Below are 24,142 nucleotides of genomic sequence, written 5' to 3' on the forward strand. Positions count from 1 at the left end.
ACTTCAGCGAATGGCAGCACTCCGCAGGGGCGCATCCAGCCCCACCAGCGTCTCGATCATCGCCCGCGCCGCCGGTGACAACCGGTAGCCGCTGCGGCTGACCACGCCGCAGCGCACGCTGAGCACTTCCAGTGCGGGCGGCAGGTTGCGCCAGTGCAGGCGCACCAGGCGGCCGGCCGCCAGGTCTTCGGCAACGGCTTCTTCGCTGGCGGTACCGATTGCATTACTGGCCTGCACGACACTGCGCAGCACCGCCAGGTGCTCGGTCTGCAGGTGTGGGGTGAAGTCGCTGCGCCCGCTCAGGTTGGCCAGGCGCTTGCGCACACCGGGCGCGAGCAGGGCGCTGGCCAGCGGGTAGGTGAACAGGTCGTTGGTCGACAGGCTGTCCTTGGCCAGCAACGGGTGGCCGGGGCGGCAGAAGAACAGGCCAGGGCGTGGCGAAAGCGGCTCGGTATGGAAGTTGGGGTCGGCCTCGAACGGGCGGATGTCGTCGACGAAGAATTCGATCTGCTCACGGCGCAGTGCCTGGCCGAGGCGCTCGGCATTGTCCACCAGCAGCGAGGTACGAATACCCGGGTGGCTGTCGATGAAGTGGCGCAAGGCATCGGGGACCAGGCGAACAGCCAGGGCCGGGCCGCTGCCGAAGTGCAACTCGCCAGCGTCGAGCTTGGTCATCTGTAGCACTTCGTTGCTCAACTGCGCGGCACCTTGCACGAGGCGGCGTGCGTGCTGCAGCACCACCAAGCCTTCGGGGGTGGGTGGCAGTGCCTTGCTGGCGCGGTCTACCAGGGCGCAGCCGAATGTCTGCTCCAGGCCCTGGATGGCGCGGCTGAATGCAGGTTGGGTGATGCCCATGGCTTCAGCGGCGCGGACAAAACTGCGGTATTCGTTGAGGGCGATGAAGTAGCGCAGTTGACGGAGGTCCATGTCGCGGCTCTGGGGCGGGGATCAGGGCTCGATTTAAGCTGTTACAGCTTATGTCGTCAACGAAGGTTTGTTTAGGTTGTTATGCGATAAAGTTATTTATGTATCAAGTCATCCGGCCTCTTCGCGGGTAAACCCGCTCCCACCCTGTAGGAGCGGGTTTACCCGCGAAGAGGCCTGTGAAATTACAGAAGGTTCAGCGGATAGCTCACGATCAAGCGGTTCTCATCGAACGCATTGGTGCTGAAGTCCCGGCGCATGGTCGAGTTGCGCCACTTCAACGAAAGGTCCTTGAAGCTGCCCGACTGCACCACATAAGCCAGCTCTGTTTCTCGCGCCCACTCCTTGCCGTCGTCAACGCCACCTGCAGTCACGTTGTCACCCTTGATATAGCGGTTCATCAGGGTAAGCCCCGGTACCCCGACAGTGGCGAAGTTGAAGTCATGGCGCACCTGCCACGAGCGTTCCTTGGCGTTGTCGAAGCTTGAGTTGTAGCTGTCGTTGGCCAAGGTGCCGCCGCTGGTGCCGTTGACGCGCATCCAGGCGTCATCGCCGCTGACCTTCTGCAGGCCGACGTAGACGGTATGGCCCTGGTAGCGAGCCGAGAGCAGCGCCGAGGCGGTGCGGTTGTCCAGGTCGCCGGCGCGCTCGGCACCGTCTTCCTTGCCGGTGAAGTAACCGAGGTTGGCGCCCAGGGTCCAGTCGCCCAGTGGCTGGCTGTGGACCAGGTTGAGGTACTGCTGGCGGTAGATGTCCTTGAGCTGGGCATCCCACAGGGCAATCGTTGTGCGCTTGTCGTTGAAGGTGTACTCACCGCCGCCGAAGTTGAAGCGGTCAGACGTGAAAGCACCGCGGCCATTAAGCGACATGTCTTCCATGCTGGCGTCGTTGCGCGGGCTGTTGGCGCGGAACTGGCCGGCGTACAGGGTCAGGCCGTCGATCTCCTTGGAGGTCAGCTGGCCGCCGCGGAAGGTTTGTGGCAGCGAGCGACCATCGTCCGAGCGCAGGATCGGCAGCACCGGCATCCATTCGCCGACCTTCAATTCGGTCTGCGAGAGCTTGGCTTTCAAGGCCACGCCCAGGCGGCCGAAATCATCGGCGGGGCGGCCATCGTCGTGCACCGGCAGCAGGTGGGTGTTGGTGGTGCCTTTACCGCCATCGAGCTTGACCGAGTACAGGCCCAGTACGTCCATGCCGAAACCGACGGTGCCCTGGGTAAAACCGGAGCGGGCGTCGAGGATGAAGCTTTGGGTCCATTCTTCGGCCTTGGCCTGCGGGTGTGCCGGGTCGACGAAATTGCGGTTGATGTAGAAGTTGCGCAGGTTGAGGGTGGCCTTGCCGTCTTCGATGAAGCCACCTTCGGCGGCGAACACGGGGAGGGTGCAGGACATGGCCAACAGGCCTGGCAGCAGCTGGCGTGCGGGGTACGAAATGCTCATCTGTCGTGGATCTCTTGTTTTTATTGGCGAGCCGTTGCATTGCAGGATGCGGCCTGCAAGCAAGGGTCTTTTGATGAACGTGGGCAACGTTGCGTGAGCGGATGGTGCGGGGTAGGGAAGGGGCGAGGCAATTCGTCGCAGACGGTATGGGGCGATTATCGAACGGAATGTTCCAGTTGGTTAATTGTTTTCATGTGCCGGCCTCTTCGCGGGCAAGCCCGCTCCCACAGGACTGTGTCGAGCCTAAGGGCAGTTAAGTACCTGTAGGAGCGGGCTTGCCCGCGAAGAGGCCGGCGCCGGTAACCGAAAACAAAAAGCCCACCGCGAAGGTGGGCTTGATGCTGCTAGCGGATCATTCAGCTTTTCGGTGTTTGAACCGAAGCTTGCTGATTGGCCTGACCGGTCTTCTCGTACCAGCCACCGCCGAGCGCCTTGTACAGGTTGACCTCGCTGGTCAGCTGCGACAGGCGATCACCGATCAGTGCCTGCTGGGCGCTGAATAGGTTGCGTTGGGCGTCGAGGAAGGTCAGGTTGCTGTCGATACCGATACGGTAGCGACGCTCCGCCAGGCGGTAGTAATCCTGGTTGGCCTGCACCAGGTCACGTTGTGCCTGCAACTGCTCTTCGAAGGTCTTGCGCGCCGCCAGGCCATCGGAGACTTCCTGGAAGGCGGTCTGGATGGTCTTTTCGTACTTGGCGACATTGATGTCCTTCTGGATCTTCGAGTAGTCCAGGCTCGCCTTCAGGCTACCGGCGTTGAAGATCGGCAGGTTGATCTGCGGCTGGAACAGCCAGGTGCCCGACCCCCCCTTGAACAGGCCGCCCATGTCCGGGCTCAGGGTACCGGCATTGGCGGTCAGGCTGATGCTCGGGAAGAACGCTGCGCGGGCCGCGCCGATGTTGGCGTTGGCGGCCTTGAGCAGGTGCTCGGCTTCCTGGATGTCCGGGCGACGCTGGAGGATGTCCGACGGCAGGCCGGCCGGTACTTCGGCCAACTGGTCGGCATTGAGCTCCAGTGGCGCAGGCAGGTCGGCCGGTACGCCGGTACCCAGCAGCACGGTCAGGCTGTTGAGGTCCTGTGCCACCAGGCGCTGGTACTGCGAGTACTTGACCCGCGCGCCTTCCACGGCGGTGCGTGCCTGGCTGAGGTCGAGGGCGGAGGCCACCCCGACTTCATTGCTGCGACGGGTCAGGTTGTAGCTTTCCTGGTAGGTCTTCAGCGTTTCTTCGGTCAGCTTGAACAGCGCCTGATCCGCCTGCCAGGTGTAGTAGGCGTTGGCCACGCTGGCCACCAGGGCGATCTGCGTGGAGCGCCGCGCCTGCTCGCTGGACAGGTAGGTTTCCAGGGCCTGCTCGCTCAGGCTGCGCACCCGGCCGAACAGGTCGAGTTCATAGGCGCTGACGCCGAGGGTGGCCGAGTACTGGCTGGTGATATCGGCTTGGCCGGTCTGCGACATATTCGCCGGTACCCGCTGGCGGCTGCCGCTGCCGGTGGCCGAAACGGCCGGGAACAGGTCGGCCCGCTGGATGCGGTACTGCGCACGGTAGGCGTCGATGTTCAACGCCGCGACACGCAGGTCGCGGTTGTTGACCAGCGAGGTCTGGATCAGCTGCTGCAGGGCCGGGTCGTGGAAGAACTGGCGCCAGCCCTGTTCGGCGGCGGCAACGTCTGCCGCTTCGGTCGGCGAGTACGCAGGGCCTTGCGGCCACTGCGCTGCCACCGGCGCTTCCGGGGTCTGGTAATCAGGGATCAGCGAGCAGCCGCCAAGAATCAAAGCGGTTACCGCCAGGGACAACAAAGACTTGGTCATTGCCCAGCCTCATAACGTGGAGTTTCAGGGGTGACGTCTTTTTCCGGCTGTTTGCTGCCGAACAGCGACGACACTGCGACGAAGAATAGCGGTACCCAGAAGATTGCCAACACGGTGGCGCTGATCATGCCGCCGATCACGCCGGTGCCGATGGCGTGCTGGCTGCCGGCGCCAGCGCCGCTGGCGATGGTCAACGGTACCACGCCAAGGATGAACGCCAGCGAGGTCATGATGATCGGGCGCAGACGCATGCGGCACGCCTCGATCGCGGCGTCGTACAGGCTGCGGCCCTGCTCGTGCAGTTCTTTGGCGAACTCGACGATCAGGATCGCGTTCTTCGCCGCCAAGCCGATGGTGGTCAACAGGCCGACCAGGAAGTACACGTCGTTGGACAACCCGCGCAGGCTAGTGGCGATCAGTGCACCGATGATCCCCAGCGGTACGACCAGCACGACGGCGATCGGGATCGACCAGCTTTCGTACAGCGCTGCCAGGCACAGGAACACGAACAGGACCGAGAGGGCGAACAGTGCCGGCATCTGCGAGCCGGAGAGTTTTTCCTCGTAGGACATGCCGGTCCAGGAGAAGCCGATACCGCTTGGCAGTTCGCCAGCGATACGCTCAACCTCGGCCATGGCCTCACCGGTACTGTAGCCAGGCGCTGGCGCACCGAGGATTTCCATCGCCTCGACGCCGTTGTAGCGGGACAGCTTCGGCGAACCGTAGGTCCATTCACCTTTGGCGAAGGAGGAGAACGGCACCATCTCGCCTTTGCCGTTGCGCACATACCACTTCTGCAGGTCTTCTGGGCTCATCCGGGCGTTCGGTTCGCCTTGGATGTACACCTTCTTGACCCGGCCACGGTCGATGAAGTCGTTGACGTAGCTGGCACCCAGGGCGATCGACAGGGTGTTGTTGATGTCGGCAATGGTCACGCCCAAGGCGCTGGCACGTTCGTCATCGATGGTCAGCTGGTACTGCGGCTCATCGTTCAGGCCGTTCGGGCGCACGGCGCTGAGCACCTTGCTCTGCGCGGCTTTTGCCAGGAACTGGTTGCGTGCTTCCATGAGTTTGGCATGGCCGACACCGCCGCGGTCCTGGAGGAACACGTCGAAGCCGGTGGCGTTACCCAGTTCGAGTACGGCAGGCGGGGCGAAGGCGAATACCATCGCATCGCGGAAGGTGAAGAAGTGCTGCTGGGCACGCTGGGCCAGGGCGAACACGCTGTTCTCCTTGGAGCGCTCATCCCACGGCTTGAGCATGATGAAGGCCATGCCCGAGCTTTGACCGCGGCCGGCGAAGTTGAAGCCGTTGACGGTGAACACCGACGACACGGTATCGGCTTCGTCCTTGAGCAGGTACTCACGCATCTGGTCGACCACCGCCTGGGTGCGTTCAGCACTGGAGCCTGCCGGGGTCTGCACCTGGGCAAACAGCACGCCCTGGTCTTCTTCAGGCAGGAACGCCGTCGGGATGCGGGCGAACAGCCAGATCATGCCGACCACGATCAGCGCGTAGGCCAGCAGGAATGGCACCTTGTTGCGCAGGATGGTACCGACGCTGCGCTCGTAGCCGTTTACGCTGCGGTCGAAGTTACGGTTGAACCAGCCGAAGAAACCACCCTTGGCCACATGGTGCTCGCCCTTTTTCAGCGGCTTGAGCATGGTGGCGCACAGTGCAGGGGTGAAGATCAGCGCCACCAGCACCGAGAGGCCCATGGCCGAGACGATGGTGATGGAGAACTGCCGATAGATCACACCGGTGGAGCCGCCGAAGAAGGCCATTGGCAGCAGTACCGCCGACAGCACCAGGGCGATACCCACCAGGGCTCCCTGGATCTGCTCCATGGAGCGCTTGGTCGCTTCCTTGGGTGGCAACCCCTCTTCGGACATTACCCGCTCGACGTTTTCCACCACGACGATGGCGTCGTCCACCAGCAAGCCGATGGCCAGGACCATGGCGAACATGGTCAGGGTGTTGATGCTGAAGCCCGCAGCGGCAAGGATGCCGAAAGTACCCAGCAATACCACCGGTACGGTCATGGTAGTGATGATGGTGGCGCGGAAGTTCTGCAGGAACAGGTACATCACCAGGAACACCAGGACCACGGCTTCGATCAGGGTGTGGATTACCCCGCTGATCGATTCGGTGACCACCGGCGTGGTGTCATACGGGAACACGGCCTTCACGCCAGGCGGGAAGAACGGCTCGAGGTCGCTGATGGTCTGGCGCAGGGCCTTGGCGGTGTCCAGGGCGTTGGCACCGGTGGCCAGCTTGACCGCCAGGCCCGACGCCGGCTTGCCGTTGAACTGGGCGCTGACGGCATAGTTCTCGCCGCCCAGGCCTACTTCGGCGACATCGCCCAGGCGTACTTGGGAACCGTCGCTGTTAACCTTGAGCAGAATCTTCTCGAACTGCTCGGCGGTTTGCAGGCGGGTCTTGCCGATGATGGTGGCGTTGAGCTGGGTACCCGGCAAGGCCGGCAGGCCGCCGAGTTGGCCGGAGGACACCTGCACGTTCTGCGCGGCGACTGCGGTCTTGACGTCGACTGGGGTCAGCTGGAACTTGTTCAGCTTGGCCGGATCGAGCCAGATACGCATGGCGTACTGTGCACCGAACACCTGGAAGTCACCCACGCCGGCAGTCCGCGAAATCGGGTCCTGCATGTTCGAGACGATGTAGTTGGCCAAGTCGTCCTTGGTCATGCTGCCATCTTCGGACACCAGGCCGATCACCAGCAGGAAGTTTTTAACCGCCTTGGTGACGCGGATACCTTGTTGCTGCACTTCTTGCGGCAACAGCGGCGTAGCCAGGTTCAGCTTGTTCTGAACCTGTACCTGCGCGGTGTCGGCGTTGGTGCCTTGCTCGAAGGTAGCGGTGATGGTCATGCTGCCGTCGGAGTTACTTTCCGAAGACACATAACGCAGGTTGTCGATACCGTTGAGCTGCTGCTCGATGACCTGTACCACGGTGTCCTGCACCGTCTGCGCCGAGGCGCCCGGGTAGGTCACGGCGATGGCGATGGCCGGTGGCGCGATGCTCGGGTACTGGTTGATCGGCAACTTCAGGATCGACAGTGCCCCGACCAGCATGATCACCAAGGCGATCACCCAGGCGAAGATCGGGCGATCGATAAAGAACTTCGACATGGTTTACTCCGCTTTGGCGTCTGCTTTCGCCGCGTTGGCCTGATCAGGGCTGGCCGGCTTGTTGACGTTGGTGGCTTCGCTGACCTTGACCTCGACGCCTGGGCGCACGTATTGCAGGCCTTCGGTGATCAGGCGGTCGCCTGGGTTCAAGCCTTCCTCGATCAGCCAGTCGCTGCCCAGGGTGCGGCTGGCCTTGAGCTGGCGCAGTTCGACCTTGTTCTCCTGGTTGACCACCAGTGCGGTCGGCGCGCCCTTGAGGTCGCGGGTCACGCCCTGCTGTGGGGCCAGGATGGCGTTGGCGTTGACCCCGGCGCGCAGGCGGGCATGCACGAACATGCCAGGCAGCAGGGTGTGGTCGGGGTTCGGGAAGATCGCGCGCAGGGTCACCGAGCCGGTGGTCTCGTCGACCGCGACTTCGGAGAATTCCAGGCGCCCCTGCTGCTTGAACAGGCTGCCGTCTTCGAGCACCAGTTGCACCGAGGCGGCGTTGTCGCCGGCCTTTTGCAGCTGGCCGCTTTCCAGGTCACGGCGCAGCTTGAGCAGCTCGGCGGTGGACTGGGTGACGTCAACGTAGATCGGGTCGAGTTGCTGGATGGTCGCCATGGCGTTGGTCTGGCCATTGCTCACTAGTGCGCCCTCGGTGAACGTGGAACGGCCGATGCGGCCGCTGATCGGTGCCAGGACCTTGGTGTAGCGCAGGTCGATCTGGGCGCTTTTCAGTGCTGCCTCGGCCTGCAATCGTTTGGCATTGGCGTCGTCGTATTCCTGTTTGGAGACGGCTTGTTCATCGATCAGCTGCTTGTACCGCTCGGCCAGCGAGCGGGTCGCCTGCAGGTTGGCCTGGGCATTGGCCAGGTTGGCTTCATAGACGGCAGGGTCGATCTGGTAGAGCTGCTGGCCTTCCTTGACGTCGCTGCCTTCTTTGAAGAGGCGCTTGAGGATGATGCCATTGACCTGTGGGCGCACTTCGGCGACGCGATAGGACGTGGTACGCCCCGGCAATTCCGAGGTCAGGGTGAAGGCTTGTGGTTGGAGGGTTACGACGCCGACCTGAGGAGCCTGCGCGGCAGGCGCTGCTTCTTCTTTCTTGCAGCCACTGAGCAGTGTTGCCAGGGCGACGGCGGAAACCAGAGCGGTAACGGCTGGCTTGAATTGCATGAGGATCCTCGGGGCGCTGGAGCAGGAGACGCTCAAGAGTAATGGAAGAGTCTTGTCAGAAAAATGCTATCGGGTGGATAAATAGCTTGCTAAGGAATATACTTACATTCATGGTTGTTTGTAAATACCGCTGGGTAGTACTTGGCGACTGCCGCAGCCCTTGATTAGCCCATCCGGGAGGCGCCCTGCAGAGGCGACCCCGGCGGTTTCCCCGTGTGCGCCGCGCGCTCGGGCCCAGATGAGGTTGTACTGCCATGGTCCGTAGAACCAAAGAAGAAGCCCAGGAAACCCGCGCCCAGATTATCGAGGCGGCGGAAAAGGCCTTCTACAAGCGCGGGGTTGCGCGAACCACCTTGGCTGACATCGCCGAATTGGCGGGCGTGACCCGAGGTGCGATCTACTGGCACTTCAATAACAAAGCTGAACTGGTGCAGGCGTTGCTTGACAGCCTGCACGAAACCCATGACCACCTTGCGCGTGCGAGCGAAAGCGAGGATGAACTGGACCCGCTTGGTTGCATGCGCAAGCTGCTGTTGCAGGTGTTCAACGAGCTGGTGCTCGATGCCCGAACCCGGCGTATCAATGAGATTCTGCATCACAAGTGCGAGTTCACCGATGACATGTGTGAAATTCGCCAGCAGCGGCAGAGCACGGTGCTGGATTGCCACAAGGGCATTACCCTGGCGCTTGCCAATGCAGTGCGCCGGGGCCAGTTGCCTGCCGAGCTGGATGCCGAGCGCGCGGCGGTGGCCATGTTTGCCTATGTCGATGGCCTGATCGGGCGCTGGTTATTGCTGCCAGACAGTTTCGATCTGCTGCGTGACGTCGAAAAATGGGTCGACACTGGGCTGGATATGCTGCGCTTGAGCCCGGCTCTGCGCAAATGACTCTTTGTTAAGGATTGTGAGGGAGTGTTTCCTCATTGTATTAACGGGGCATTAAAAGCGGGGGCCGCGCTGCGGCCCATCGCAGGCAAGCCAGCTCCCACAGGCGTGGCGCTGTACTTGTAGGAGCGGCCTTGTGTCGCGAAAGGGCCGCAACGCGGCCCCAGCAGGCTCAACGCCCACGCAATTGCCGGTCCGGCAACGCCAACGCCACCACCAGCCCCAGCAGTGCGATCACGCCACTGCCCATCAGCAAATGCCTGAATGTCTCCAGCAATCGCGCTTGGGTCTGCGGGTCTGCTTCGCCAGCCTTCAGGCTCCCCAGCAATGGATTGCCCAGCAACTCGAACCCACCTTGGTGCAGCAACGCCAGCAGCAGGCTGGACATGCACGCCACACCCATGGCGCCGCCGAGTGAGCGGAACAGGTTGGTGGTACTGGTAGCCACGCCGATGTCCTTGATGTCTACGGCGCTCTGCGTGCCCACCAGCGAAGTCGGAAATTGTAGCCCGCAGGCTATGCCGGTCAGCAGCATGAATACGGCACTGAGCAGGGCCGACTGCGGCGGTGTGATCGCCATGGCGAAGATGGCCACCGGCATCAACAGCGCCCCGGCGAGAATTTGCGGCTTGTAGCGCCCGGTGAGGCTGGTCATGCGGCCCCCGGTAAAGGCGCCCATCGGCAGGCCCATCGCCAGTGGCAGCAGGTGCAATGCCGCGCTGTCGGCGCCTGCCCCGGTGATGCCTTGGTAGCGCAAGGGCATCAGCATGGTCAGGGAAATCGACTGGAAACTGGCGAAAAATATCACGCCCCAGCACAGCACCGCGACGCGGTTGCCGAACAGGCCGAGGGGCAGCAGGGGCTCCTGGCAGCGCCGCTCGTGGGCGATGAACAGCATCAGGCCAAGCACCGCGCAGGCGAACAGCGCCAGCACCGGCGGCGCTGTCCAGGCGTGCCCTTGGCCGACCAGGGTAATGCCCAGCAGCAGGCTGCCCAGGCCAAGAATCAGTAGCACCGCGCCCAGGTAGTCCACTTGGGCCTCGCGACGCTTCACCGGCATGTCGCCGAGCGCCCGGTGGATCGCCCACAACGCGACCAGCCCCAGCGGCAGGTTGATCCAGAACACCCAGCGCCACGACAGGTACTCGGTCAGCCAGCCACCGAGCACCGGCCCGGCGACGCTGGCCACGGCGTACATACTGCTGAAGTAGCCCTGGTAACGCCCGCGTTCGCGGGGCGGCACGAAGTCCCCGATGATCGCCTGGCTGACCGACACCATGCCGCCCGCGCCAACCCCTTGCAGCACGCGCGCCAGCACCAGTTGCTGCATGTCCTGGGCCAGGGCGCAGGCAATCGACGCCAGGGTGAACAGCGAGATGCCGGTCAGGATCATCCGCCGCCGGCCGTACAGGTCGCCCAGCTTGCCGTAGATCGGCACTGCCACGGTCATCGCCACCATGTAGCCAGAGATCACCCAGGCGAGCAGGCCGACATCGTTGAACTGGGCCGAGATGGCCGGCAACGAGACGGCGACGATGGTTTGGTCCAGCGCACCGAGGAAGATGGCCAGCATCAGGGCGGTGAGCACGTTGCGCAGCACGGTCGGGGGCAGGGCGGCAGTCACGGGGTTACCTTGGCAATGGGCTTGAGGCCGATGAATTGTAACCTGACTTAGGTAGCTTCCTATGTACTATCTGCATCCCCTATGCAAGATCGGCATTGGCGCATTCATCCAGTGAGGCATGGCTGCGTGATATCGTGGCTAGACCGCAGGGGCTGTAATCCGTGGCCTGCACCAGCTTGGTGCAGCTATTTGCCGCAGGGTTTTCGTGCCGCTGTATCCCACACCTTTTATTCCTCTGCCTGCATGTCGAGCATGACCGCCCAGATGGCGACGGTTGGAACAGGTCAGGTAGACCCGATTCAGGGGTCGGTAGCAACCGTTCAATTTCACGTTATTGCGGAGTGATCATGCCCAGGGCTTCCCACCAAGATTTGCGTTTTGCCTTCCGCGAGCTGCTCGCTTCAGGTTCCTGCTACCACACAGCGTCGGTGTTCGACCCGATGTCGGCGCGCATTGCCGCCGACCTGGGCTTTGAAGTCGGCATTCTTGGCGGTTCGGTGGCTTCGCTGCAGGTACTGGCTGCGCCGGATTTTGCCCTGATCACCTTGAGCGAGTTCGTCGAGCAGGCCACGCGCATTGGCCGTGTGGCGCAACTGCCGGTGCTCGCCGATGCCGACCACGGCTACGGTAACGCGTTGAATGTCATGCGCACGGTCATTGAACTGGAGCGTGCCGGTGTGGCGGCGCTGACCATCGAAGATACCCTGCTGCCGGCCCAGTTCGGGCGCAAGTCCACCGACTTGATTCCGGTTGAGGAAGGCGTCGGCAAGATTCGCGCTGCGCTTGAAGCACGGGTCGATTCGTCGCTGTCTATCATCGCCCGCACCAACGCCGGTGTACTGACCACCGAAGAAATCATCGTGCGTACCCAGAGCTACCAGAAGGCCGGGGCCGACGGTATCTGCATGGTCGGGGTGAAGGATTTCGAGCAGCTCGAGCAAATCGCCGAGCACCTGACCGTGCCCTTGATGCTGGTGACCTACGCCAACCCCAACCTGCGCGATGACGAGCGCCTGGCGCGCCTGGGCGTGCGCATCGTGGTCGATGGCCACGCCGCGTACTTCGCCGCCATAAAGGCTACTTATGACTGCCTGCGCCTGCAGCGCGGCCAGCAGAACAAGTCCGAGAACCTCAGCGCCACCGAACTCTCGCACACCTACACCCAACCCGAGGATTACATCCGCTGGGCCAAGGAGTACATGAGCGTCGAGGAGTGACCGGCAGGGCGCCGTCGCTCAACGCACGGCGCTCAAGGTGGCGCTTTGTGGCACGCAGTGTTCGTGCTGACAATGGGCGGCCGAGCTGGGTTGGTTGCGCAGCAGTTCGACCCGCCAGCAAGCCGACCCGTACAGCCCGGCGATGGCAAACAGCGCCATGACCAGCGCGAACCTTCTTGTTTTGATGCCCATGGTACTCACCTCCTGTTACAACGCCAGGTGATACCTCTAAGCGTAGGCCAGTAGGCGCAACCTTGTGCTGCGAAGAGGCCCATTGCGGCGCAGGCCCTTTCGCAGCACAAGGCTGCTCCTACACGTCCTGATCCCATTCCGGCTCGTCCTTGAACCGCTGCGCGAGAAAATCCAGCATGCTGCGCAAGGTCGCCGGCATGTGCTTGCGCGAGGTATAGACCGCATTCAGGTTGAGTTCGCGTGGCCGTGCTTCGGGCAGCAGGCGCACCAGTTCGCCCGTGCGCAGGGCGGCGGCAGCCTGGTAGGTCGGCAACATGGCGATGCCGGCACCGGCCAGTGCCGCCTTTTGCAGGGTCATCGCCTCATTCGCACTGATGTTGCCCTCGACCGGGACGGCAACGGCTTGGCCCTGCACCTCGAAATGCCAGAGGTGATGGCCGAAGTAGGCATGGGTCAGGCAGTTGTGCCCGCTCAATTCCTCGATCCGCTGCGGCGTGCCGTGCTCACGCAGGTAGGCCGGTGCCGCGCACACCACCGAACGGCACACGGTCAGACGCCGGGCGATCAGGTTCGGGTCCAGGTCGTTGCTGGTGCGGATGGCCAGGTCGATGCGCTCGTCCACCAGGTTGACCGTGCGATCGAGCATCTGCAGCTCGACCTTCACCCCGGGGTAGCGCCGTACATATGCGGCCACGGCATCCACCAGTTGAGCCTGCCCGAATGACGTACTGACGCTGATGCGCAGCGCGCCGCGTGGGGCGTCGTCCGGTTGGCGCACGGCCACCTGCAGGTCACCGGCGAGTTCCAGCAGTTGGCGGCAGCGTGGCAGTGTTTCCTGGCCGGCGGCGGTCAGGCTCAACTTGCGCGTGGTGCGCTGCATCAGCCGCGCACCGACCCAATCCTCCAGTTCCGCCAGGTAGCGTGAAACCACCGGCCTGGACAGTTGCAGGTGGTCCGCTGCCGCCGATTGGCTGCCCAGGTCGATGACAGTGACAAAAACGCGCATCGCGTTGAGACGGTCCATGATTTGCCCGATTTTAGAAACAAACTATGTTTGAGCATCGCATTTTTTGTTATGGATCGGGCAACTAAGCTGTTGAGCATTCTTCTTCAAGACGGACCGTTGCGATGTCGCTATTCACTCCCTTGCGTGGCCTGATGCTGGCCTGTGTTGCGCTGACCGGCCAGGCGCTGGCTGCCGAACCTTTGCAGTTGGACGTCTACAACCCTGGCCACGAGGCGATTTTCCCGGTCAGTTCGGTGATTGTCAGTGGCGAAAAGGACGCCGTGCTGGTCGATGCCCAGTTCGGCAAGGCCCAGGCCGAACAGGTGGTCGAGCGCCTGCGTGCCGGAGGCAAGCGGCTGACAACCATCTACATCAGCCATGGCGACCCGGACTACTACTTCGGCCTCGACACACTGACCCAGGCTTTCCCCCAGGCCAAGGTCGTCGCCTCTGCGGCTACCGTCGCGCATATTCGCCAGACCATGGACGCGAAGCTGGCCTACTGGGGCCCGCAAATGGGCGCGGATAAACCGGCCCGCCTGGTCGTGCCTGAGGTGCTCGAAGGCCATCACCTGACCCTGGAGGGCCAGGCGCTCGACGTGGTCGGCCTGGACGGCCCACAGCCTGATCGCAGCTTTGTCTGGATTCCGTCGATCAAGGCGGTGGTCGGTGGGGTGGTGGTTTCGGAACACATCCATGTGTGGATGGCCGATACCCAGTCGGCCACGTCGCATGCCGACTGGCTGGGCACGCTCAAACGGATCGAGCAGCTGGCACCGCGCACCGTGATCCCCGGCCATTATCTCGGCCAAAGCAGCCGTTCGCTCGCCGCCGTGCGCTTCACGGCAGACTACATTCAGGCATTCGATGCCGAAACCGCCAAGGCAAAAGACGCCGCTGCGTTGGTGGCTGCGATGAAAAAACGCTACCCGGACCTGGCCGACGAGAGCTCGCTGGAGCTCGGCGCCAAAGTCGCCAAGGGTGAGATGAAGTGGTAATTCCGTTCAACTGATGGAGTGTTTCCCATGAGCAAGATCGCAATCATTGGCGCCACCGGCCGTGCCGGCAGCCAGTTGCTGGAAGAAGCCCTGCGCCGTGGCCACAGTGTGGTGGCCATTGCCCGCGACCCGTCGCAGCTGCAGGGACGTGAGGGGGTGACCGTCAAGGCACTCGATGCCAAGGACAGCGCAGCGCTGCAAGCGGCTGTCGCCGGTGTGGACGCGGTGTTGAGCGCTGCGCATTTCTCGACGATCGAAGCGCACGCGATCATCGAGCCGGTCAAGCGTGCCGGCGTCAAGCGCCTGCTGGTGGTGGGCGGGGCGGGTAGCCTGCTGTTGCCTTCGGGGCACCGGGTGATCGACAGCCCGGACTTCCCCGAGGCCTACAAGGCCGAAGCGAGCGCGGGTGTGCGTTTTCTTGAGGTACTGCGCCAAGAGCCGAACCTGGACTGGACCTTCCTGTCGCCGTCGGCGGAGTTTGTCGAAGGCGAACGCAGCGGGCACTACACGCTAGGCAAGGATCATCTGCTGATCGGTGCCGATGGCAAGAGCTGGATAACCTTTGCCGACTACGCGATTGCCATGCTCGATGAGCTGGAGAAACCCGCGCATTCGCGGGCGCGGTTCACCGTCGGTTATTGAGCCACTGCCTGCAGCCAGTCCAGCAACTCGACCAGCCCGGCTGGCTGTTGCCTGGCCTGGCTGACCAGGTAATAGCCTTTTCCGGTCGTCACCTTCAGGGCAAACGGCATGCACAGCCGCTTGCTGTGCAGGTCATCGCCGATCAGCGACCAGTCGCCGATGGCCACTCCGGTGCCCTGGGATGCCATGGCCATCGCCATGTCCAGCGTTTCGAAATGCTGCTTTGGCCCCTGTACATCGAACGTGGCCCCGGCCGCCTGCAGCCATAAACGCCAGTCATGCTCGTCACGCGAGGGGTGCAGGAGCATGTGGCGCATCAGGTCGTCGATGTTGGCCAACGGCAACGGGCCTTGCAGCAGCGAAGGGGCGCACACTGGCGTCAGTTGCTCGTCGAACAGCTTGCGCACCTGCAAGCCCTGGTTCGGCGCGCTGCCATACACCACCGCCGCATCAAAGCCTTCGCGGGCAAAATCCACCCCATGCTGCACCGTGGTAGTCAGCTCTACTGGCACGTCTGGGCGCAGCGCCTGCCATTCCATCAGGCGCGGCAGCAGCCAGCGCATCACGCAGGTTGGCGCCTTGAGTTGCAATGTGGCGCTATGCCCGCCGACTTCCCGCACGCCTTGTTCGATCAGGGCAAACACCTGTTGCACCCTGGGCAGCCAGTCCTGGCCTTCACGGGTCAGGCTCAGGCCACGGGCCTGGCGCTGGAACAGGGCGTAACCGAGGTGCGCTTCAAGTGCGGCGATCTGCCGGCTCACGGCACCTTGGGTGATGTGCAACTGCTGCCCCGCTCGGGTGAAATTGCAGTGCTGGGCAGTCACCAGAAAGGTGTGCAGGGCGGGCAGGGGAGGAAGGCGTTTCATTGCACTGAGCCATGATTTGAAGACATGGCTAGTATGTGTTTTTTTGCATTGTGGCGATAGCGCTGCCTTGGGTCCAATAAGCGCAGTTTTCAACAAGACTCAAGGTAAACACACATGGCAACCTGCGGCGAAGTACTGGTCAAACTCCTTGAAGGCTATGGTGTGGACCATGTCTTCGGCATTCCAGGCGTGCATACCGTTGAGCTCTATCGCGGCTTGGCAACGTCCTCCATTCGTCATATCACCCCGCGCCACGAGCAAGGTGCCGGCTTCATGGCCGACGGCTACGCACGCACGCGCGGCAAACCCGGTGTGTGCTTCATCATCACCGGCCCAGGGATGACCAATATCACCACCGCCATGGGCCAAGCCTATGCCGATTCGATCCCGATGCTGGTGATTTCCAGCGTGCAATCGCGCGATCAGCTGGGCGGCGGCCGCGGCAAGCTGCACGAACTGCCCAACCAATCTGCACTGGTGTCGGGTGTGGCAGCCTTCTCCCAAACCCTGATGAGCGCAGACGACCTGCCCCAGGTACTGGCCCGGGCCTTTGCCGTGTTCGACGGTGCTCGACCGCGCCCGGTGCATATCGAGATTCCGCTGGACGTACTGGTCGAGCCGGCCGATCACCTGTTGCCGGCCCGCCCGGTCCGCAGCAGCCGGGCAGGTGCCGCGCCGCAGGCCGTGGCGCAGATGGCCGAGCGCCTGGCCCAGGCGAAGCGCCCGTTGATCCTGGCCGGCGGCGGTGCATTGAACGCTGGCGCTTCGCTGGCACGCTTGGCAGAGCAGCTTCAGGCACCGGTGGCATTGACCATCAACGCCAAGGGCTTGCTGGCCTCCAATCATCCTTTGCAAATCGGCTCGACTCAGTCGCTGCCGGCTACCCGTGCGCTGGTGGCCGAAGCGGATGTGGTGTTGGCCATCGGTACCGAGCTGGCCGAAACCGACTATGACGTGACCTTCAAGGGCGGCTTCGAGATCCCGGGCAGCTTGCTGCGGATCGACATCGACCCGGACCAGACGGTGCGCAACTATCTGCCTGAGCTGGCGCTGGTCGCCGACGCCGACCTGGCCGCCGAGGCACTGTGCGTTGCCTTGCAACAGCAGCCGCTGCCGGCGCGTGAAAGTACCTGGGGGCCAGCACGCGTCACGCAGCTGCGCCAATCGCTGGCGGACGGCTGGGACCAGCCGACCCTGAGCCAGACCCGCCTGCTGACCAGTATCCTCCAGACACTGCCCAACGCCATTCTGGTCGGGGATTCGACCCAGCCGGTGTACTCCGGCAACCTCACGCTGGACATGGATGAGCCTCGCCGCTGGTTCAATGCCTCGACCGGCTACGGCACCTTGGGCTATGCACTGCCGGCGGCGATGGGCGCTTGGCTGGGCAGCGCCGCGCAGATCGCCGAGCGCGCGCCGTCGGTTTGCCTGATTGGCGATGGTGGCATGCAGTTCACCCTGCCGGAGCTGGCCAGTGCAGTCGAGGCGCAGGTGCCACTGATCGTGCTGCTGTGGAACAACCAGGGTTACGAAGAAATCAAGAAGTACATGGTCAACCGCGCCATCGAGCCGGTCGGGGTGGATATCCATACCCCTGACTTCATCGGCGTGGCCCGGGCGTTGGGCGCTGACGCGGAGGATGTGAGTGATGTCGCGCAGTTGCAGGCGGCACTGGGGCGTGCGGTGGAGCGCAAAGGGCCGACGTTGATTCAGGTTGATCAGAATCAGTGGCAGGCGGCCGTTGCAGGTTAACTGAAACTGCCGGTAACCCTTACCCCGCTGTGGCGCGCAACCGCGCCACATCGCGGATCGGTGGTGCGCCATACAGCCGGCTGTACTCGCGGCTGAATTGCGAAGGGCTTTCATACCCCACGCGATAGCCCGCCACCGCTGCCTCAAGCCCGTCATTGAGCATCAGCCGCCGGGCCTCCTGCAGGCGCAATTGCTTCTGGTACTGCAGCGGGCTCATCGACGTCACGGCCTTGAACCGATGGTGCAAGGTCGAGGTGCTAAGGTTGACCTCACGGGCCAGGTCCTCGATGCGCAACGGCTGCTGGAAGTTCTGGTTGAGCCAGGTGATGGCCTGGCATACCCGATGGGTCTGGCTGTTGGCCAAGGCGATTTCATACAGCCGATAACCCTGCGGCCCACGCAGCAGGCGGTAAAGGATTTCGCGGCGGATCAGCGGCGCCAGCATGGCAATGTCCCGCGGCGAATCCAGCAGGCGGATCAGGCGCAGCAGCGCATCCAGCAACGCGGCATCGGTCTTCTCCACATACAAGCCACGGCCGGAAGGCAGGCTGGGCACCAACATCGGCCCGCTTTCGGCAATCAGCTGGCTGATCTCGGCCGGGTCCAAGTCCAGCCGCAGGCCCAGGCTTGGGTTTTCCGGGCTGGCATCAAGCTTCACGCCGCTCAGTGGCAAGGTTACCGACACCACCATGTAGTGCAGCGGGTCGTAGACGTACTGTTCGTCACCCAGGAACAGGCTCTTGCTGCCATGGGCAAGGACGCACAAGGCCGGCTGCGCCAAGGTGGGCACCGAGCGGACACTCTCCCGATAGCTGACCAGGTACAGGTCGTCGATGGCCGAGGCGCTACCGGGTGGGTCGCCGGCATGCCGGCGGATCAGCTCGGCCAGCTCCTGGCGTTGCACTTCCAGGGTCGGTTCGATGGACGTGGGGGTGGTCATGGTGGCTTCCTCTACTGACTGACGCAGCATAGGTTTGGGCAATGGCGGGCGCTAGTCGAAAGCTGCACGGCGATTGCCTGATCCTGCCGCGGTGCAGGATCAGGCAATCGCCCGGCAGTAATAGCCTAACGCGTCGCGCGGGCCTGCCTCTAACCTTGGCAGCCTGGTTTTTCGTCCGCCTGCTCAAGGAGATCGTGCAATGACCCTACGACAACCGGTCACCCACTTGGCTTTCATCCGTGCCAGCAGCGGTCGTTCGGCCGAGCTGGGCGCGCGCCTGCGCGATCTGCTCGAACCCTCGTTGCGCACACCGGGGTGCCTGAGCTTCACGGTCCAGCGCTCGCAGGCCGACGCCGACCTTTGGCTGCTCAGCGGCAGTTGGCGTGATCAGCAGGCGATGAGCGGCTACTTCGCTTCGCCAACCCTGGAGGTATTCGGTGAGCTGGTGCAGGCGCAAGTGGTCAGCAGCCTGGACCTGCATACCTTCGATTGATTGCTGATGGGCACAGGTTAAAATGTCGCCCTTCGATCAACTACCCAGAGCGCAGCATGGCACGTAGAGAATTCCCGCAGTTCGAAGCCGTTTCGGCGATGGTCCCGGTGGAGGGTGGTGGCTACAACGCCGCCATCGCGGTGAAGGCGCTGGGCATGGGCGGGGCGCCGCGCTTTCACAAGGTACTGGACGGCCAGGTGTTCAAGGGCGCCATGGCGGCCGATGAGGCCGCCTGCGCCGAGCTGGAACGCCTGCAGGGCGTCACTGAAGAGGGCGAGCTGATCTGGTGATCAGTTGCCTACTTGCGGCCTGGCCATCTTGAACAGGTTGCCCAGTTCGAAATAGTCCGCCGGGCCGCCGCCACGCAGGATCGGTTCGGCGGCGGCGGTGTCGTAGATACCGTTTTTCAGCAGGTGCTCGGCAATGTGCACCGCCACCACTTCGCCGAGGATCAGCCAGCTGGGCACCGACTCCTGGTCTGCTCGTTTCAGCTGGACGATCTGGCTCACCTTGCACTCGAACGCCACCGGGGTTTCGCCCACCCGTGGCACTTTGACGACGCGTGACGGCGCTGCTGTCAAACCGCTGAGTTCGAATTCATTGACGTCTGCCGCTACCGCCGCGCAGCTCTGGTTCATCGCCTCGGCCAACGGCCGGGTCGCCAGATTCCAGACGAACTCGCCGGTCTGCTCGATGTTGTTCAGGCTGTCTTTGCGCCCGACGCTGCAGAAACCGATGATCGGTGGGATGTAGTTGAAGGCGTTGAAGAAGCTGTAGGGCGCCAGGTTCAGGCGGCCTTCGCGGTCGTGGGACGAGATCCAGCCGATTGGGCGGGGGCCGACGATGGCGTTGAAGGGGTCGTGGGGCAGGCCGTGGCCTTTGGCGGGTTCGTAGTAATACATCGGTGCTGGGCTTGCTGGCCCTACCTCTTGGGGGACGAGGCGCTAGTGTGCCAAGCCTTTGCCCGGCTGGAAATGATCAAGCCCGGCCGAAGCCGGGCTGGTTGCACGCATCAGGGGTTAGCTGATGCGGTGGGCGTTGGTGCGGTCAAAGCCGTCTTCGGCAAAACGTTGGCCGCCGGTGCGGTCGAAGCCATCTTCTGCAAAACGTTGAGCGCCAGTGCGGTCGTAGCCGTCTTCGGCGAAGCGCTGGGCGCCGGTGCGGTCGTAACCATCTTCAGCGAAGCGTTGGCCGCCTGTGCGGTCGAAACCGTCTTCAGCGTACGCGGCGGATTGGCTCTGCACCGCTGCGAAAGTGTGGGCGCTGGTGCGGTCGAAGCCGTCTTCGGCGAAGGCGCCAGTGGCGATTACCGAGAGGGCCAGGGTGAGGATCAGTTTGTTTTTCATGGTCGTTGCTCCAGGGGTGGGAGTGGTTGTTTGTTTCTATGGGTTTAATCCTACGCCGATAAAATTGATAAAAAAGCGCAAAAAATAGCGTCTAATTATCTATTTTATCGATGTGTTTGCCCGCGTCAGCGATGAGCCCGCCAGTGGGCTGAGGGGAACGTTGCAGGGTATGGATCAGCGTTTCGCCAGCCATTGCAGGATGACGACGTCGAATTAATGCGGCGTTAAGGACGAAAATAAGCCTGCAGGCGGTAATGAACGCTTTTTTCATACGCCATAAACCGATTTTTCAGGCTTTGCTCAGCACCATCGCCGCACTTAAAACCGGAGCGGCAAACAATGAATAAACTCCCGCAAATCACCTTGGCCTTCTGGGTCATGAAGATCTGCGCAACGACCCTGGGCGAGACGGCGGGCGATTTGCTGTCGATGACTCTGAATATCGGCTACGCGCTGAGCTCGCTGATGTTGATCAGCGTGTTTCTGCTGACCCTGCTCGGCCAGCTCTACTCACGGCGCTACCACCCGATGCTCTATTGGCTGGTGATTCTTTCCACCAGTACGGCCGGCACCACCATGTCCGACTTCATGGACCGCACGCTGGGCTTGGGCTACGCCGCAGGCTCGTCGATTCTGATCGGCATCTTGCTGCTGACCTTCCTGGTGTGGCGCCTGAGTGGTAACCCCTTGGACGTCACCCGTATCAAGAACCGCGCGGGCGAGTTGTTCTATTGGGTGGCGATTCTGTTCTCGAACACCTTGGGCACCGCCTTGGGCGATTACCTGGCAGATGATTCGGGGCTTGGCTTTGCCGGTGGTGCCTTGCTGGTGGGCAGTGCCATCGCGCTGGTGGTTGTGGCGCGTTACTGGACACGCATCCCTGGCGTTGTGCTGTTCTGGGTCGCGTTCGTCCTGACCCGCCCGTTCGGCGCCACCCTGGGCGACGTCCTGACCAAGCCACACGAGAAGGGTGGGCTGGACTTCGGCACGGTCGGCTCATCGGCAGTGCTGGCCGGTGTGCTGCTGGTACTGGTGCTGATGGCGACCTATTACCAACGGCGCGAGCCGCGTCAGGTGCTGGAGATGTCCTGAGTATTGATGCGATAACGGGTACTGCGGCCCCCGCCCGGCAGACGGGCCAGGCAAGCCTTGTCGAGCAGGTCGGTGAGGTGGCGGGTTGCAGTGGCCTTGGAGACTTTCGCAACGGCCTGGTACTGCGCAGCATTGATACCTTCTTCGAAGCCGCGTGGGCCCCCGTCGAGCAGCCGGTTGAGCACCTTGACCTGTTCGGGTAAAAGGCCGTCCGCCCGATGCACATGCCAGAACCTGGCTTTGGTGAGTATCCAGTCGATGTTCAGCAACGCCTGCTCGAGGCTGCGCAGCAGGGTTTCAAGGAACCAGGTCAGCCACCGGGTAATGTCGAGGCCGTCCTTCTGGCTGCTCTCCTGTATCTGGTAGTAGCCAGCCCGGTCTTCCAGGATGCTGGCGGACATGGCGTAGAAGCGGATTGCCTGCTGCTCGGCCTGGGCCAGCGCCAAGTCGGTGATGGCGCGGGTCAGGCGGCCATTGCCATCGTCGAACGGGTGCAAGGTGATGAACCAGAAATGGGCGACACCTGCGCGTAGAAGGGGGTCTAGGTGAGTGGCATGGCGGCTGCTGGCAAACCAATCGAGAAAAGCTGCAACCTGCTCTTCAAGGCCATCACGGGGCGGTGCCTGAAAGTGCACCGTGGGCTTGTCGAGGCGACCGGAGATCACCTGCAGGGTTGTCTCGTCACGCAGTTGACCCACCAGAACTGCTTTGCTCAGGCCATCTTCCGCCGCTGGGAACAACCAGTGATTCCAGGTGAGCAGGCGCTGCAAGGTCAGCGGTTGGTCGTACCCGCGTGTCGCATCCAGCATCAATTCAGCCAGCCCTTCACTCCGCGCAGTAGTCGCGCCTTGCTCATGGATGCCCAGCCGTCGAGCGAGGGACGAGGGCACCGAACCCACGTTCAGCTGTTCAAGGCGTCCTTGCATCTCGACGCAACTGCGTAGCAATGGGGCAAGGGCGTCGCTTTGCCACTGGAAATGGGGCCAGTCGGATTGCTGCCATATCCATAGTGGGCTGTTCATGATCGCTCCAACTTATCGGTGAGCCGAATAGGGCCGTTAATCGGCTCACGCCATAAAAAAGGGGCGCCCCGTGCAACGGAGCGCCCCTTTTTCATATCTGCGGGATCAGTATCAGTCGGTGGTGATGCGCGAATGATGCTTGGTGTCTTTCATGGTCGCGTACACCAGCAGCGAGCAGGCGATGCAGCCGGTGACGTACCAGTAGAAGCCGGTTTCCATGCCATTGCTCTTGAACCACAGGGCGACGTATTCGGCGGTGCCGCCGAAGATGGACACGGTCAGGGCGTATGGCAGGCCAACGCCCAGGGCGCGGATTTCAGTCGGGAACAGTTCGGCTTTGACCACTGCGTTGATCGAGGTGTAGCCACTGACGATGATCAGCGCCGCCATGATCAGGAAGAACGCGCCCCACCAGGTTTGCACGGTGTGCAAGGTGCTCAGGATCGGCACAGTGAACAGCGTGCCGAGTACACCGAAGGCGATCAGGATCGGGCGCCGGCCGATCTTGTCGGACAGGCCGCCGATCACCGGCTGCAGGCACATGAACAGGAACAGCGTGGCGGCCGAGATGGTGGTCGAGTCGCTGATGCTCATGCCCACGGTGTTGACCAGGTACTTTTGCATGTAGGTGGTGTAGGTGTAGAAGGCCAGAGTGCCGCCCATGGTCAGGCCGACCACGGTCATCAGCTCTTTTGGATGACGCATCAGGGTGCGCATCAGGCTTTCTTTGGACTTTTCCTTCTTGGTGAAGGAGGCGGTCTCTTCCATGCCGCGACGCAGGTACAGCGCAACCACCGCGCACAGCGCGCCGATCACGAAGGGAACACGCCAGCCCCAGGCATACAGCTGCTCGGTGGTGAGGGTCTGTTGCAGGATGATCAGCACCGCCAGGGCAATGAGCTGGCCAGAAATCAGGGTCACGTACTGGAAGCTAGAGAAGAACCCACGGCGCTCCTTGCTGGCCATCTCGCTGAGGTAGGTGGCCGAGGTGCCGTATTCACCGCCCACCGACAGGCCCTGCAGCAAGCGTGCGAAGACCAGCAGGATCGGCGCGGCGACGCCGATGGTTTCATAGCCGGGCGTCAGGGCGATGAGCAGCGAGCCCCCGCACATCAGCAGGACCGAGGCCATCAGCGCGGCCTTGCGGCCTTTGCGGTCGGCATACAGGCCCATCAGCCAGCCACCGATTGGGCGCATGAGGAAGCCCACGGCGAAGATCGCGGCGGTGTTGAGCAGTTGTGCGGTGGTGTCGCCAGCGGGGAAGAAGGCTTTGGCGAAGTACAGCGAGAATGCGGCGTAGACGTACCAGTCGTACCATTCGACCATGTTGCCGATGGACCCGCTGAAGATCGACTTCAGGCGGCTGGCGGTGGTTTTTTCTGCGGCCGGCGCGACGGCCGCCCCGGTTGGCAGGGAGGTGGCGTTATCCATCAGGGATACCTTCTCGTTGTTTTTGTGGAGCGCGCCGGAGCGCTGCTTACCACGGTGATTGCAGAAGGTGTGCCAAATGGGTGCGAGGTGATTCATTTGAGGGCGCTGCACCCCGTTCGCAGGCAAGCCCGCCTGCACCAAGCCCACTGCGCATGC

At 62.7% G+C, this 24,142-nt stretch carries 23 protein-coding genes; 8 read left to right on the forward strand and 15 right to left on the reverse strand.

All coding sequences use genetic code 11. The features are described from left to right. Positions 1-3 precede the first annotated feature (3 nt). The 5 genes from ACMCNM_RS04765 to ttgA form a co-directional block, all read right to left on the reverse strand. Complete coding sequence (locus ACMCNM_RS04765; protein WP_099455199.1) at positions 4-927, reverse strand: LysR family transcriptional regulator; 924 nt, start codon at positions 925-927, stop codon at positions 4-6. Between the two features lie 182 nt (positions 928-1,109). Further along, positions 1,110-2,363 (reverse strand): OprD family porin, encoded by a 1,254-nt coding sequence (locus tag ACMCNM_RS04770; RefSeq protein ID WP_412764018.1) that lies wholly within the window; start codon positions 2,361-2,363, stop codon positions 1,110-1,112. A 356-nt stretch (positions 2,364-2,719) separates the two neighbouring features. Then, positions 2,720-4,174 (reverse strand): AdeC/AdeK/OprM family multidrug efflux complex outer membrane factor, encoded by a 1,455-nt coding sequence (locus ACMCNM_RS04775; RefSeq protein WP_186677646.1) that lies wholly within the window; start codon positions 4,172-4,174, stop codon positions 2,720-2,722. Next, entirely contained in the window at positions 4,171-7,323 is a 3,153-nt protein-coding gene (gene ttgB, locus ACMCNM_RS04780; protein WP_027594097.1) for a multidrug efflux RND transporter permease subunit TtgB, read from the reverse strand. Before ttgB ends, ACMCNM_RS04775 begins: the two co-directional genes overlap by 4 nt. Before the next feature lie 3 nt (positions 7,324-7,326). After that, a complete protein-coding gene (gene ttgA / locus ACMCNM_RS04785; protein WP_099455197.1) occupies positions 7,327-8,481 on the reverse strand; it encodes a toluene efflux RND transporter periplasmic adaptor subunit TtgA in 1,155 nt (384 codons plus the stop codon). A 254-nt stretch (positions 8,482-8,735) separates the two neighbouring features. On the opposite strand from ttgA, the gene ttgR reads away from it, so the two are divergent. Continuing rightward, complete coding sequence (gene ttgR, locus ACMCNM_RS04790) at positions 8,736-9,368, forward strand: efflux transport transcriptional regulator TtgR (RefSeq protein ID WP_027594099.1); 633 nt, start codon at positions 8,736-8,738, stop codon at positions 9,366-9,368. Positions 9,369-9,537: 169 nt separating this feature from the next. Here ttgR and ACMCNM_RS04795 read toward each other — a convergent pair whose 3' ends face one another. Further along, on the reverse strand, positions 9,538-10,989 hold the full coding sequence (locus ACMCNM_RS04795; RefSeq protein ID WP_238209422.1) for an MDR family MFS transporter: 1,452 nt from the start codon (positions 10,987-10,989) through the stop codon (positions 9,538-9,540). A gap of 347 nt (positions 10,990-11,336) precedes the next feature. Between ACMCNM_RS04795 and ACMCNM_RS04800 the strand changes: the two genes are divergently transcribed. Beyond that, positions 11,337-12,206, forward strand: coding sequence for an isocitrate lyase/PEP mutase family protein (locus tag ACMCNM_RS04800; RefSeq protein WP_027594101.1), 870 nt, complete (start codon positions 11,337-11,339; stop codon positions 12,204-12,206). A gap of 18 nt (positions 12,207-12,224) precedes the next feature. On the opposite strand, the gene ACMCNM_RS04805 is transcribed toward ACMCNM_RS04800, so the two are convergent. Continuing rightward, the gene (locus ACMCNM_RS04805; RefSeq protein WP_172960383.1) at positions 12,225-12,398 is read right to left on the reverse strand and encodes a hypothetical protein; all 174 of its coding nucleotides are present in this window, start codon (positions 12,396-12,398) and stop codon (positions 12,225-12,227) included. Positions 12,399-12,516: 118 nt separating this feature from the next. Further along, complete coding sequence (locus tag ACMCNM_RS04810; protein WP_186702527.1) at positions 12,517-13,422, reverse strand: LysR family transcriptional regulator; 906 nt, start codon at positions 13,420-13,422, stop codon at positions 12,517-12,519. Between the two features lie 104 nt (positions 13,423-13,526). On the opposite strand from ACMCNM_RS04810, the gene ACMCNM_RS04815 reads away from it, so the two are divergent. Then, positions 13,527-14,402 carry an MBL fold metallo-hydrolase gene (locus tag ACMCNM_RS04815; protein ID WP_412764019.1) on the forward strand — a complete coding sequence of 292 codons (876 nt, stop codon included), beginning with the start codon at positions 13,527-13,529 and terminating at the stop codon, positions 14,400-14,402. A gap of 27 nt (positions 14,403-14,429) precedes the next feature. Then, on the forward strand, positions 14,430-15,044 hold the full coding sequence (locus tag ACMCNM_RS04820) for an NAD(P)-dependent oxidoreductase (protein ID WP_027594104.1): 615 nt from the start codon (positions 14,430-14,432) through the stop codon (positions 15,042-15,044). On the opposite strand, the gene ACMCNM_RS04825 is transcribed toward ACMCNM_RS04820, so the two are convergent. Next, positions 15,038-15,910 (reverse strand): LysR substrate-binding domain-containing protein, encoded by an 873-nt coding sequence (locus ACMCNM_RS04825; protein ID WP_412764020.1) that lies wholly within the window; start codon positions 15,908-15,910, stop codon positions 15,038-15,040. The genes ACMCNM_RS04820 and ACMCNM_RS04825 overlap by 7 nt on opposite strands. A gap of 114 nt (positions 15,911-16,024) precedes the next feature. Between ACMCNM_RS04825 and ACMCNM_RS04830 the strand changes: the two genes are divergently transcribed. Beyond that, positions 16,025-17,662, forward strand: a complete 1,638-nt coding sequence (locus tag ACMCNM_RS04830) for a 5-guanidino-2-oxopentanoate decarboxylase (protein WP_412764021.1) — start codon at positions 16,025-16,027, stop codon at positions 17,660-17,662. A gap of 19 nt (positions 17,663-17,681) precedes the next feature. Here the strand turns inward: ACMCNM_RS04830 and ACMCNM_RS04835 are convergent, their stop codons facing one another. Further along, positions 17,682-18,602 (reverse strand): AraC family transcriptional regulator, encoded by a 921-nt coding sequence (locus ACMCNM_RS04835; protein WP_027594107.1) that lies wholly within the window; start codon positions 18,600-18,602, stop codon positions 17,682-17,684. A gap of 199 nt (positions 18,603-18,801) precedes the next feature. Between ACMCNM_RS04835 and ACMCNM_RS04840 the strand changes: the two genes are divergently transcribed. Next, positions 18,802-19,095, forward strand: coding sequence for a putative quinol monooxygenase (locus ACMCNM_RS04840; protein ID WP_027594108.1), 294 nt, complete (start codon positions 18,802-18,804; stop codon positions 19,093-19,095). A 56-nt stretch (positions 19,096-19,151) separates the two neighbouring features. Beyond that, positions 19,152-19,385: a hypothetical protein gene (locus ACMCNM_RS04845; protein ID WP_027594109.1), complete on the forward strand. Its 234-nt coding sequence runs from the start codon at positions 19,152-19,154 to the stop codon at positions 19,383-19,385. On the opposite strand, the gene ACMCNM_RS04850 is transcribed toward ACMCNM_RS04845, so the two are convergent. The 3 genes from ACMCNM_RS04850 to ACMCNM_RS04860 all read right to left on the reverse strand — a co-directional run bounded on the left by ACMCNM_RS04850 (position 19,386) and on the right by ACMCNM_RS04860 (position 20,712). Beyond that, positions 19,386-19,997, reverse strand: coding sequence for a flavin reductase family protein (locus ACMCNM_RS04850; RefSeq protein WP_027594110.1), 612 nt, complete (start codon positions 19,995-19,997; stop codon positions 19,386-19,388). It abuts the gene before it with no gap. Positions 19,998-20,114: 117 nt separating this feature from the next. Continuing rightward, on the reverse strand, positions 20,115-20,441 hold the full coding sequence (locus ACMCNM_RS04855; RefSeq protein ID WP_099455190.1) for a hypothetical protein: 327 nt from the start codon (positions 20,439-20,441) through the stop codon (positions 20,115-20,117). Between the two features lie 91 nt (positions 20,442-20,532). Continuing rightward, on the reverse strand, positions 20,533-20,712 hold the full coding sequence (locus tag ACMCNM_RS04860) for a hypothetical protein (RefSeq protein WP_412764022.1): 180 nt from the start codon (positions 20,710-20,712) through the stop codon (positions 20,533-20,535). 68 nt (positions 20,713-20,780) lie between these two features. Between ACMCNM_RS04860 and ACMCNM_RS04865 the strand changes: the two genes are divergently transcribed. Next, entirely contained in the window at positions 20,781-21,533 is a 753-nt protein-coding gene (locus tag ACMCNM_RS04865; RefSeq protein ID WP_027594112.1) for a membrane protein, read from the forward strand. Here ACMCNM_RS04865 and ACMCNM_RS04870 read toward each other — a convergent pair. Both ACMCNM_RS04870 and ACMCNM_RS04875 read right to left on the reverse strand, forming a co-directional pair. Then, entirely contained in the window at positions 21,512-22,555 is a 1,044-nt protein-coding gene (locus ACMCNM_RS04870; protein ID WP_412764023.1) for a DUF4172 domain-containing protein, read from the reverse strand. The genes ACMCNM_RS04865 and ACMCNM_RS04870 overlap by 22 nt on opposite strands. A gap of 111 nt (positions 22,556-22,666) precedes the next feature. After that, the gene (locus tag ACMCNM_RS04875) at positions 22,667-23,986 is read right to left on the reverse strand and encodes an MFS transporter (RefSeq protein WP_085273593.1); all 1,320 of its coding nucleotides are present in this window, start codon (positions 23,984-23,986) and stop codon (positions 22,667-22,669) included. Positions 23,987-24,142 lie beyond the last annotated feature (156 nt).

The sequence above is a fragment of the Pseudomonas sp. NGC7 genome, from assembly GCF_047159675.1.
Classification (GTDB): Bacteria; Pseudomonadota; Gammaproteobacteria; order Pseudomonadales; family Pseudomonadaceae; genus Aquipseudomonas; species Aquipseudomonas kermanshahensis.

Bases quoted from the DNA above. Each gene is read 5' to 3' on its own strand.
- ACMCNM_RS04825 (WP_412764020.1), bottom strand. From the start codon at position 15,910: ATGAAACGCCTTCCTCCCCTGCCCGCCCTGCACACCTTTCTGGTGACT.
- ACMCNM_RS04870 (WP_412764023.1), bottom strand. From the start codon at position 22,555: ATGAACAGCCCACTATGGATATGGCAGCAATCCGACTGGCCCCATTTC.
- ACMCNM_RS04855 (WP_099455190.1), bottom strand. From the start codon at position 20,441: ATGAAAAACAAACTGATCCTCACCCTGGCCCTCTCGGTAATCGCCACT.
- ACMCNM_RS04845 (WP_027594109.1), top strand. From the start codon at position 19,152: ATGGCACGTAGAGAATTCCCGCAGTTCGAAGCCGTTTCGGCGATGGTC.
- ACMCNM_RS04835 (WP_027594107.1), bottom strand. From the start codon at position 18,602: ATGACCACCCCCACGTCCATCGAACCGACCCTGGAAGTGCAACGCCAG.
- ACMCNM_RS04850 (WP_027594110.1), bottom strand. From the start codon at position 19,997: ATGTATTACTACGAACCCGCCAAAGGCCACGGCCTGCCCCACGACCCC.
- ACMCNM_RS04820 (WP_027594104.1), top strand. From the start codon at position 14,430: ATGAGCAAGATCGCAATCATTGGCGCCACCGGCCGTGCCGGCAGCCAG.
- ACMCNM_RS04840 (WP_027594108.1), top strand. From the start codon at position 18,802: ATGACCCTACGACAACCGGTCACCCACTTGGCTTTCATCCGTGCCAGC.
- ACMCNM_RS04815 (WP_412764019.1), top strand. From the start codon at position 13,527: ATGTCGCTATTCACTCCCTTGCGTGGCCTGATGCTGGCCTGTGTTGCG.
- ACMCNM_RS04860 (WP_412764022.1), bottom strand. From the start codon at position 20,712: ATGAAAAAAGCGTTCATTACCGCCTGCAGGCTTATTTTCGTCCTTAAC.
- ttgB (WP_027594097.1), bottom strand. From the start codon at position 7,323: ATGTCGAAGTTCTTTATCGATCGCCCGATCTTCGCCTGGGTGATCGCC.
- ACMCNM_RS04830 (WP_412764021.1), top strand. From the start codon at position 16,025: ATGGCAACCTGCGGCGAAGTACTGGTCAAACTCCTTGAAGGCTATGGT.
- ACMCNM_RS04865 (WP_027594112.1), top strand. From the start codon at position 20,781: ATGAATAAACTCCCGCAAATCACCTTGGCCTTCTGGGTCATGAAGATC.
- ACMCNM_RS04875 (WP_085273593.1), bottom strand. From the start codon at position 23,986: ATGGATAACGCCACCTCCCTGCCAACCGGGGCGGCCGTCGCGCCGGCC.
- ACMCNM_RS04805 (WP_172960383.1), bottom strand. From the start codon at position 12,398: ATGGGCATCAAAACAAGAAGGTTCGCGCTGGTCATGGCGCTGTTTGCC.
- ttgR (WP_027594099.1), top strand. From the start codon at position 8,736: ATGGTCCGTAGAACCAAAGAAGAAGCCCAGGAAACCCGCGCCCAGATT.
- ACMCNM_RS04765 (WP_099455199.1), bottom strand. From the start codon at position 927: ATGGACCTCCGTCAACTGCGCTACTTCATCGCCCTCAACGAATACCGC.
- ACMCNM_RS04810 (WP_186702527.1), bottom strand. From the start codon at position 13,422: ATGGACCGTCTCAACGCGATGCGCGTTTTTGTCACTGTCATCGACCTG.
- ttgA (WP_099455197.1), bottom strand. From the start codon at position 8,481: ATGCAATTCAAGCCAGCCGTTACCGCTCTGGTTTCCGCCGTCGCCCTG.
- ACMCNM_RS04800 (WP_027594101.1), top strand. From the start codon at position 11,337: ATGCCCAGGGCTTCCCACCAAGATTTGCGTTTTGCCTTCCGCGAGCTG.
- ACMCNM_RS04770 (WP_412764018.1), bottom strand. From the start codon at position 2,363: ATGAGCATTTCGTACCCCGCACGCCAGCTGCTGCCAGGCCTGTTGGCC.
- ACMCNM_RS04775 (WP_186677646.1), bottom strand. From the start codon at position 4,174: ATGACCAAGTCTTTGTTGTCCCTGGCGGTAACCGCTTTGATTCTTGGC.